Below are 248 nucleotides of genomic sequence, written 5' to 3' on the forward strand. Positions count from 1 at the left end.
AGACTTGGTAATTCACCTAAATTGGATACCGTATTACATCCTCCTGTGACACCAAAACCTGATGACCATATAGCATAAGCATCTAAAATCTCTTGCTCAGTACTACATGATGGTAAACTTACATCGGCATCCTGTGGACAGCTTACTACCAATGGATCTGCTCCTGCTACACTAAATGTACCTGAGCATCCATCTGATCCACAATCATCTGTCGCACTTAAATCAAAACTCAAACTAACTGCACCTCC

The 248-nt window shown here is 41.5% G+C and carries 1 protein-coding gene; it reads right to left on the reverse strand.

The window, feature by feature from the left end:
* A partial coding sequence (locus Q0876_RS15660; RefSeq protein WP_299229827.1) for a hypothetical protein occupies window positions 1–248 on the reverse strand: 248 nt, incomplete at both ends.

Origin of the sequence: uncultured Psychroserpens sp. (assembly GCF_947503375.1) — a bacterium.
Lineage (GTDB): Bacteria > Bacteroidota > Bacteroidia > Flavobacteriales > Flavobacteriaceae > Psychroserpens.